This window comes from Mesotoga infera (assembly GCA_011045915.1).
Lineage (GTDB): Bacteria > Thermotogota > Thermotogae > Petrotogales > Kosmotogaceae > Mesotoga > Mesotoga infera_D.
In genome coordinates this window covers 1-7,335 of sequence record DSBT01000388.1, presented here as the reverse complement: position 1 = coordinate 7,335, position 7,335 = coordinate 1, and the positions used below count along the sequence as shown (strand labels likewise).

The following is a 7,335-nucleotide window of genomic DNA, read 5'->3' as shown; positions in this document are numbered from 1 at the left end:
TGAAACTGTTACGGTTCAAAAAACCAAACTAATGACTGAATGAAGAGAATGAAATACCAACACTTTGCCGGAAGTGAACAAATTGATAGAGCACAATTATGATTATATTACTCTTAAGTTAGGTGAGAACTTATGAGATTTGCTACTTGTCATGAATATAGCTATTACAGACGATACTCAACAGACTGCTTTTCATGAAGACTTTCTTTTTTTGTGATGATCGTGATATGATGTTTGGGACCGGGGTGAATCGAAAAATGAATAAAACCGTTCTTACATTGCTTGTATCGATTCTGTTGTTTACATCAGTAATTGCAGAAAAGCTCGTTTTTGGCGGGGATAATGCTTATCCTCCGTATGAGTTTGTTGATAAAAACGGCGAGCCCATCGGTTTCAATGTTGATTTGATGCGTGCGGTTGCAGACTCAGCCGAACTGGATATTGAGATTGAGCTTGGTGAGTGGAACAGTGTTGTCGAAAAGCTTCAGTCGGGAGAACTTAACGGTCTATTAGGGATGGCCGTTACTCCCGAGAGACAGAAGATATATAGCTTCTCGATTCCCCACAATACCCTCCATATGGGGATATTCTATAGAAAGGGTCAAAAGGAAACGACGGTTGAAGACTTGTTCGGTAAAGAAATAGTAGTTCAGCGCAACGGAGTTATGTATGATTATCTGCTCGAGAATTCAATTACAGACAAAATCATTGCCGTTGAATCTCCGATAGAGGGACTGAAGCTTCTATCCTCAGGAAGTGGCGACTTTGGTCTTTTCGAGAAGTACCAATGTCTCTACTTTGCCAAGGAGAACAAGATCGATAATCTTGAAGTTTCGAGTACCGTGCTCTTCGATAGAGACTACGCTTTCGCAACGGCAAAAGACGACTTCGTTCTTCTCAATAAACTGAATAAGGGCCTCCTTCTTGTAAGAGAGAGCGGGGAATACGACATGATTTTCGAGAAGTGGTTTGGCTCTGCAAACTGGTTCGAACAGAATAAGAAGCATCTGTTGGTGGCCGCAGGAATTCTCGTTTTCTTTGCCATTGGTCTGTTTTTCCTCTGGATCTGGAATCACACTCTTAAAAGACGTGTCAAGGCAAGAACCGAGGAGCTTGAGAAGAAGGCAACTGAAAACGAGCGCCTGAGGGCCAAGATAAGAAGTCTCCACGATATTGCCTTCAAGATGGAGAGCTGCACAGAAGAAGAGGAAGTTTTTGATCTAATAGTGAAAGCGGCCACCGATATTCTGAGTTTCGACTATTACAGTCTGGATGTTGTTGAAGGAGACTATCTAGTTGCCAAGAGACATTCTGGTAACATTGAGGTCAACTCTCGCGTTCCGAAATATGAGGGGATTGCTGGAAAGACTTTGAAGACGGGGAAGACAATAATAATCGATAACGTTTCGAAGGAAATCGATGCAAGACCTTCAAGCAGTAAGATCAAGGCAGTGCTTAGTGTTCCTATTGGAGATTACGGTGTTTTTCAAACGGTCACCATTGAATCGGGAAGCTTCAAACAAGAAGATGCCGAGCTTGCCGAGTTGTTGATGCTTCACGCTCTTGGAGCCTTTGAAAAGATCAAGAAAACTAAAGAAATACGTTTCCTTGCTTTCCACGATTCGCTGACTGGCCTCTACAACAGGACCTTCTTCGATGAAGAAGTGTCCAGGGTTGACACTTCGAGAAATCTTCCGATTTCAGTCATTTTTGCGGATGTCAACGGGCTGAAGGCACTAAACGATTCCTTTGGCCATTTCTACGGCGACGATTATCTGAAGACGATATCTCGCACAATTAAGGAATCCTGCAGGCACGAGGATCTCGTCGTTCGATGGGGTGGAGATGAGTTTGTTGTCCTTCTTCTGAGAACAGACACCGAAAAGGCAGAGGAAATCGTCTCAAGGATAGAGGAAAACCTGAGCAAGGTGGGATGTTTCTCTGTGGAAGCTAGCGCCTCCTTTGGAGTTGCCACTAAGAAAGATCTTGTAACTGATTTTTATGACGTACTTAGGAATGCAGAACTTGCAATGTATTCGAAGAAAAGAGAACTGAACAGTAAGACTGATTCCAGAGGGCCAAACTTTCCAGAAGCAATCCGCGATGATCAAGAGTGATTAAAGACGATTATGTCTTCTTTCTGACTCCAAACTTCTAATTACGAAAATTTTCTCTGTTTTTCAAATTTGTTGCGAGTTCGTTCGCTTGCTATAATTGTTTTGCTTGTACGTACATGTGTACGTGCGTATGTACAGAACAACCACATAAGGAGGGTTTTGCTAATGCGAAAAGTACTTATGCTACTCGTTATGGCTTCACTTCTATTCGGAGCCACTCTAGGTTTTGCAGTTTACGAAATTGCCTTCATAGTCAAGGCAACCGACTCTGACTTCTGGCAGTACACAATTGTAGGTGGCAAGAATGCCGAACACGATCTCCAGGGACTCGTTAACGTCACTGTCTACGGACCTCCGTCCGAAGCCGATATCGATCTCCAGATATCCATACTCGAAGATGTTGTTAACAAGAAGCCTGATGCAATAGTCATCTCGTCCACAAGTTCAGAGGCTCCGTCTCTTATTCTGGATGAAGCTTTCAAGCAGGGAATCAAGATAATCCTTATTGACAACTTTGTCTATGACACTGGTTACAACTCATTCCTCGCAACGAACAACGCCGTAGGTGGCGCTGCTGCCGCTGACAAGCTAGTTGAGGCTCTGAAGGCTAACAACAAGTCTCTCGACGGAAAAGTTGGCTTGATTAGCGCCATGGCTGGTGTCCAGGTTCTAACAGACAGAGACAGTGGATTCATGAACAGACTGAAGGAGCTTGCCCCTAATCTAGAAGTTCTCCCTACTATTTACGTTGACAACGACATTTCCAGAGCAGCCAATGCAGCAGAGGATCTACTTGTTGCTCATTCCGACCTTGTTGGCTTCTTCGCTGACAACAACCATACTGGTATCGGTGTAGCTAGGGTTATTGAGCAGAGAGGTCTCGAAAATGAGATAATGGCCGTTGCTTATGACTCAGATCCTCTGGAAATAGAGGCTCTTGATAGCGGAGCACTTAAAGCCCTTATCGTTCAGGACCCCCACGGTATGGGATACAAGGGTGTCATGTACGCCTTCATGGCCATTCATGGCGAACCTCTTCCCGAATACTATGACACGGGAGTATATGTAATCACTAAGGACATTCTTGAAGAGTCCATGGAGATACTTGACCCATTCTCCAGAAAGAGGTATTGATTCTCAAACACTTGTCAGCAAAAACGATGGGCAGCGAAAGCTGCCCATTTTCAGAATTTTAGCCACATGGAGGTAACTATTAGATGAAAAACGAGTTGGCTTTCAATAGAAGATTCGATAATACTTTGCTCAACCCCGAGGCCAAATGGGAAGACATAGAAACATTCGTAGATCAAACGCTGAAGTATAATTTCAGAAATGTTGTTGTGCCTTGGTATGCAGTTCCGACTTATGTTATTGAAAAAGTCCAGGGAACTGACGTTGGAATTAACGTTGGCCCGGGAGGGTTCCCGCTTGGCATGGTTCCCACAGAGTTGAAAATGAGAGAAATCGAATACTATGTATCTCTCGGAGAGGCGGTTACTGATTTCGACATTGTCATAAACGTATCTGCAGTCAAATCGAGAAACTGGGATCTGATGGAACGGGAATTAGTGACTCTTTCCGAGCGAGTGAAGAAAGAAAACAGAATCTGCAAATTCATCATCGAGACCAGCCGACTGACTGAAGAGGAAATAATCAAAGTGTGTGAATTGATAGTTGATGTTCCAACAATCGATTTCGTGAAGACGGGGACAGGTTTTGGTCCCAGGGCAACGTCCTATCGCGATGTTGAACTGATTAACTCCGTCGTTTCCGGGAAGAAAGAGATCAAAGTCTCCGGCGGCGTCAGGACTCTAGAACAGGTCGAGAAATTCATGGAACTGGGAGCTACAGTATTCGGTTCCAGTTCCAGCGTCTCTATATACGAAGAGTATGAAAAGAAATACGGTAGTTGAAGGAGTGCGATGGCATGGCTGAGGAAAAGATTGTAATTGATCTTGAAGGGATAAACAAGAGCTTCCCTGCTGTAAAAGCTCTTGACGATGTCTCCCTCTCCGTCAAGAGTGGTGAAGTAAGAGGTCTTGTAGGAGAGAACGGAGCCGGAAAATCGACACTCATAAAGATAATAACGGGTGCTTATACAAAGGACTCAGGGAAAATGATCTTTGAGGGAAGTGAAATTACCAGAAATTCGCCATTGATATCTAAAGCGCTGGGAATCTATGCTGTTTATCAGGATGTCATGGTCACTCCCGATCTTTCAGTAGCAGAAAACTTCTTTCTGGGGCAGCAACCCAAGATTGGTCCATTTATCAACTGGAGAAAGATGTACAAAGAATCCAAAGATTTTCTGGATGAAATTGGATTGGATATAAACGTTCATAGAAACATCAAAGAGCTCAGCATAGCCGAGAGTGAGATGATTACAATTGCTAAGGCTCTCTGGCAAAGACCGAAACTGGTCATTTTTGATGAGCCAACTGCTGTTCTAACTAGAAATGAAACTCAGATACTATTCAGGATAATCAAGGAGCTCAAGAAGAAAGGAGCGGCCATCATTTATATCTCCCATAACTTAGATGAGGTCTTTGACATCTGCGATACGGTGACTGTTCTAAAAGATGGAGCTACGGTTGGCACTTATTTGACAGAGGAATTGGAAAACGTTGATAAGCTAATCCCTCTAATGGTCGGAAGATCTATAGAGGAAATGTACCACAAGAAAGATACAGAGCCAAAAAAAGAGCTTCTAAGAGTAGAGAACCTATCGGGCGATAGATTCGAGAATGTCTCTTTCAACGTTAAAGCGGGCGAAGTGGTCGGGCTTTTCGGGCTTGTCGGTGCTGGAAGAACGGAAATAGCGAGAGCTCTCTTTGGGGTTGATAATCTTAAGGATGGAAGGATATTTGTTGAAGGTTCCAGAGTTTCAATAAAGAACCCCAAAGATGCGTTAGTGAACGGAATCGGTTATCTGCCTGAAGACAGAAGAAAACAGGGAATATTCTTGCAGCAGGATATCGATTTCAACATAAACATAATCAACTTCGACAAGGCAATGGCTGGGCCACTGATAAACTATCGGAAGGCACATATACAGGCTAGAGATTATGTCGACAAACTCTCAATAAAGATCGGGAGTATCTTCCAAAAAGTCTCCGAGCTCAGCGGTGGAAATCAGCAGAAGGTAATTATAGCAAGATGGCTCTGCAAGAACACTGATGTACTGATATTCGATGAACCGACCGTCGGAATCGACGTTGGAACTAAGTCTGAAATATACAAGTTGTTCGGAGAGATTCTAGCATCTGGAAAGGGAATTGTTCTAATCTCTTCCTACCTTCCAGAACTAATGGGGATGTCTGACAGAATCTACGTGATTTCGAACGGAAAGATGGCAGCCGAGGTTCAAAAGAAGGACTTCTCCGAGGAACATCTCTTGACACTTGCAATGAAGAATCTAGTTTCGAAAGAAAAGATAAAGGAGGCAGTCTGAAATGGCTGGGAAGAGAGATAGAAAGGCTTTTACGGAAAGAAACCTTTTGATAATTTTAGTTGTGATGTGGGTCTTTCTGGCCATCGCAACGGGAGGGAACTTCTCCTCATGGGCTAACATAACCAATCTAATCAGGCAGTCCTCGATAAATGGTGTTGTTGCGATAGGAATGACTTTGATTATCATTACAGGTGGAATAGATCTATCGGTAGGCTCGATAGTCGGTCTGAGTGGAATGGTCTATGCGATTTTCACTTCCACAAGAGGAGAGTTTCAGTTTCCGACTTACGTGGGAATCCTAATTGCACTTGGGATAAGCGCCCTTGTAGGGCTCATAAATGCCGTGGCAGTTCATGATGGGAAGGTACCGGCCTTTATAGCAACGCTTGGTATGATGACTCTCGTAAGAGGCGTTGTAATGTACATTTCAAGTGGGAGAATGGTCACCGGTGTTCCCACTGAATACCGGCAGTTCGCAGTCGCCGAATTCCTCGGGATACCGGCTCTTGCATGGACGTGGATAGTCCTTGCCGCGATAATGATTTTCGTATTGAAGTACACAAAGTTTGGTCGTAACCTGTATGCCATAGGTAGCAACGAGGAGGCAGCCAGACTATCCGGTATTAATATTCGACGCAATATGTATTCCTTCTATATTGTTGCTGCGGTTTTCAGTGCGATAGCCGGTTTGATGCTCGGAACGAGAATGGCTGCAGGAGTACCGACTGGAGGAAACGGCTACGAGCTGGATGCTATAGCCTCGGTCGTCATCGGCGGAGCAAGTCTGAGCGGAGGAGTCGGTACTGTTCTTGGTACGGCCATGGGTGCCCTGATAATCCAGACGATCAGAAATGGCGGTAATCTGCTGGGAGTAGATCCGTTTATAATGCAGATTGTCATCGGAGCGATTATCATACTAGCAGTCTTCTTCGACCAGTTTGTGAAGAGTAGAAAAAAGGGCGAAGGTATGAAGAAACTCTTTAAAAGGGCGTGATAGATAATGAAGATAAATAAGTTCTTTCATGTGGCAGTAGAAGTTCCCAATCTCGATGAAGCGTTAGAGTTCTATATCGGTCTTCTCGGACTGAGACTTGTCAACAGAGAGAAGCTGCCTGAAAAGAAACTCCAAGTGGCATTCGTTGCCGGTGAAGGCTGTGAAATCGAGCTTATGTGTTATGAAGATAGCAAAGAGAGGGAATTCGCTCCCGAATCACAGTCTCACTTTCAGCACCTCTCTTTTGTTGTGGATGACATTGAAAAGGCAATGGATTACCTGAAGAGCAACGGCATTGAACTCGAATCGCCCGATCCTATTCCGGTTTTTGACGGAAAGGTCTTCTACAATACATTCAAGGGTCCGGGCGGCGAATTGCTGGAGATCGCTGAAGAGAAGAGACCTAGATAGAATCATTACATTGCTTGGAGGTATCAGATGAATAAAGTGACGGTATTCGGCAGCTATGTCATGGATCTCACTACCCTTTCTCCCCACATTCCCGTTGTAGGAGAGACGGTCTTTTCCGGACCCTTCAAGATGGGCCCCGGAGGTAAGGGATTCAACCAGGCTGTGGCTGCCAGAAAGGCTGGATCTGATGTCAAGTTCATGACAAAGATCGGTAAAGACTTGTTTGCTCCATTTGTGAAGGATGCATTCGATAGATTTGGAATTACAAAGGAGTATCTTCTCGAGTCCGATACTGCCGGAACCGGTGTCGCCCTGATAATAGTAGACGAGAACAATGGAAACAACGCTATTGCAGTTGCGCC

General features: G+C 44.3%; 7 protein-coding genes. All 7 read left to right on the top strand.

What is annotated here, in order from left to right; translation table 11 throughout:
- The first annotated feature begins 257 nt into the window (after positions 1 to 257).
- Entirely contained in the window at positions 258 to 2,117 is a 1,860-nt protein-coding gene (locus ENN47_12545; GenBank protein HDP78977.1) for a transporter substrate-binding domain-containing protein, read from the top strand.
- 165 nt (positions 2,118 to 2,282) lie between these two features.
- Positions 2,283 to 3,251, top strand: a complete 969-nt coding sequence (locus ENN47_12540) for a LacI family transcriptional regulator (protein ID HDP78976.1) — start codon at positions 2,283 to 2,285, stop codon at positions 3,249 to 3,251.
- Positions 3,252 to 3,334: 83 nt separating this feature from the next.
- On the top strand, positions 3,335 to 4,030 hold the full coding sequence (gene deoC, locus ENN47_12535) for a deoxyribose-phosphate aldolase (protein HDP78975.1): 696 nt from the start codon (positions 3,335 to 3,337) through the stop codon (positions 4,028 to 4,030).
- Positions 4,031 to 4,044: 14 nt separating this feature from the next.
- Positions 4,045 to 5,568: a sugar ABC transporter ATP-binding protein gene (locus ENN47_12530; protein HDP78974.1), complete on the top strand. Its 1,524-nt coding sequence runs from the start codon at positions 4,045 to 4,047 to the stop codon at positions 5,566 to 5,568.
- Between the two features lies 1 nt (position 5,569).
- Complete coding sequence (locus tag ENN47_12525) at positions 5,570 to 6,562, top strand: ABC transporter permease (protein ID HDP78973.1); 993 nt, start codon at positions 5,570 to 5,572, stop codon at positions 6,560 to 6,562.
- 6 nt (positions 6,563 to 6,568) lie between these two features.
- Complete coding sequence (locus ENN47_12520; protein ID HDP78972.1) at positions 6,569 to 6,973, top strand: lactoylglutathione lyase; 405 nt, start codon at positions 6,569 to 6,571, stop codon at positions 6,971 to 6,973.
- Between the two features lie 27 nt (positions 6,974 to 7,000).
- Positions 7,001 to 7,335, top strand: a 335-nt coding sequence (locus ENN47_12515; protein ID HDP78971.1) for a ribokinase, incomplete at its 3' end; no start/stop codon positions are given.

Bases quoted from the DNA above. Each gene is read 5' to 3' on its own strand.
- ENN47_12545 (HDP78977.1), top strand. From the start codon at position 258: ATGAATAAAACCGTTCTTACATTGCTTGTATCGATTCTGTTGTTTACA.
- ENN47_12540 (HDP78976.1), top strand. From the start codon at position 2,283: ATGCGAAAAGTACTTATGCTACTCGTTATGGCTTCACTTCTATTCGGA.
- deoC (HDP78975.1), top strand. From the start codon at position 3,335: ATGAAAAACGAGTTGGCTTTCAATAGAAGATTCGATAATACTTTGCTC.
- ENN47_12530 (HDP78974.1), top strand. From the start codon at position 4,045: ATGGCTGAGGAAAAGATTGTAATTGATCTTGAAGGGATAAACAAGAGC.
- ENN47_12525 (HDP78973.1), top strand. From the start codon at position 5,570: ATGGCTGGGAAGAGAGATAGAAAGGCTTTTACGGAAAGAAACCTTTTG.
- ENN47_12520 (HDP78972.1), top strand. From the start codon at position 6,569: ATGAAGATAAATAAGTTCTTTCATGTGGCAGTAGAAGTTCCCAATCTC.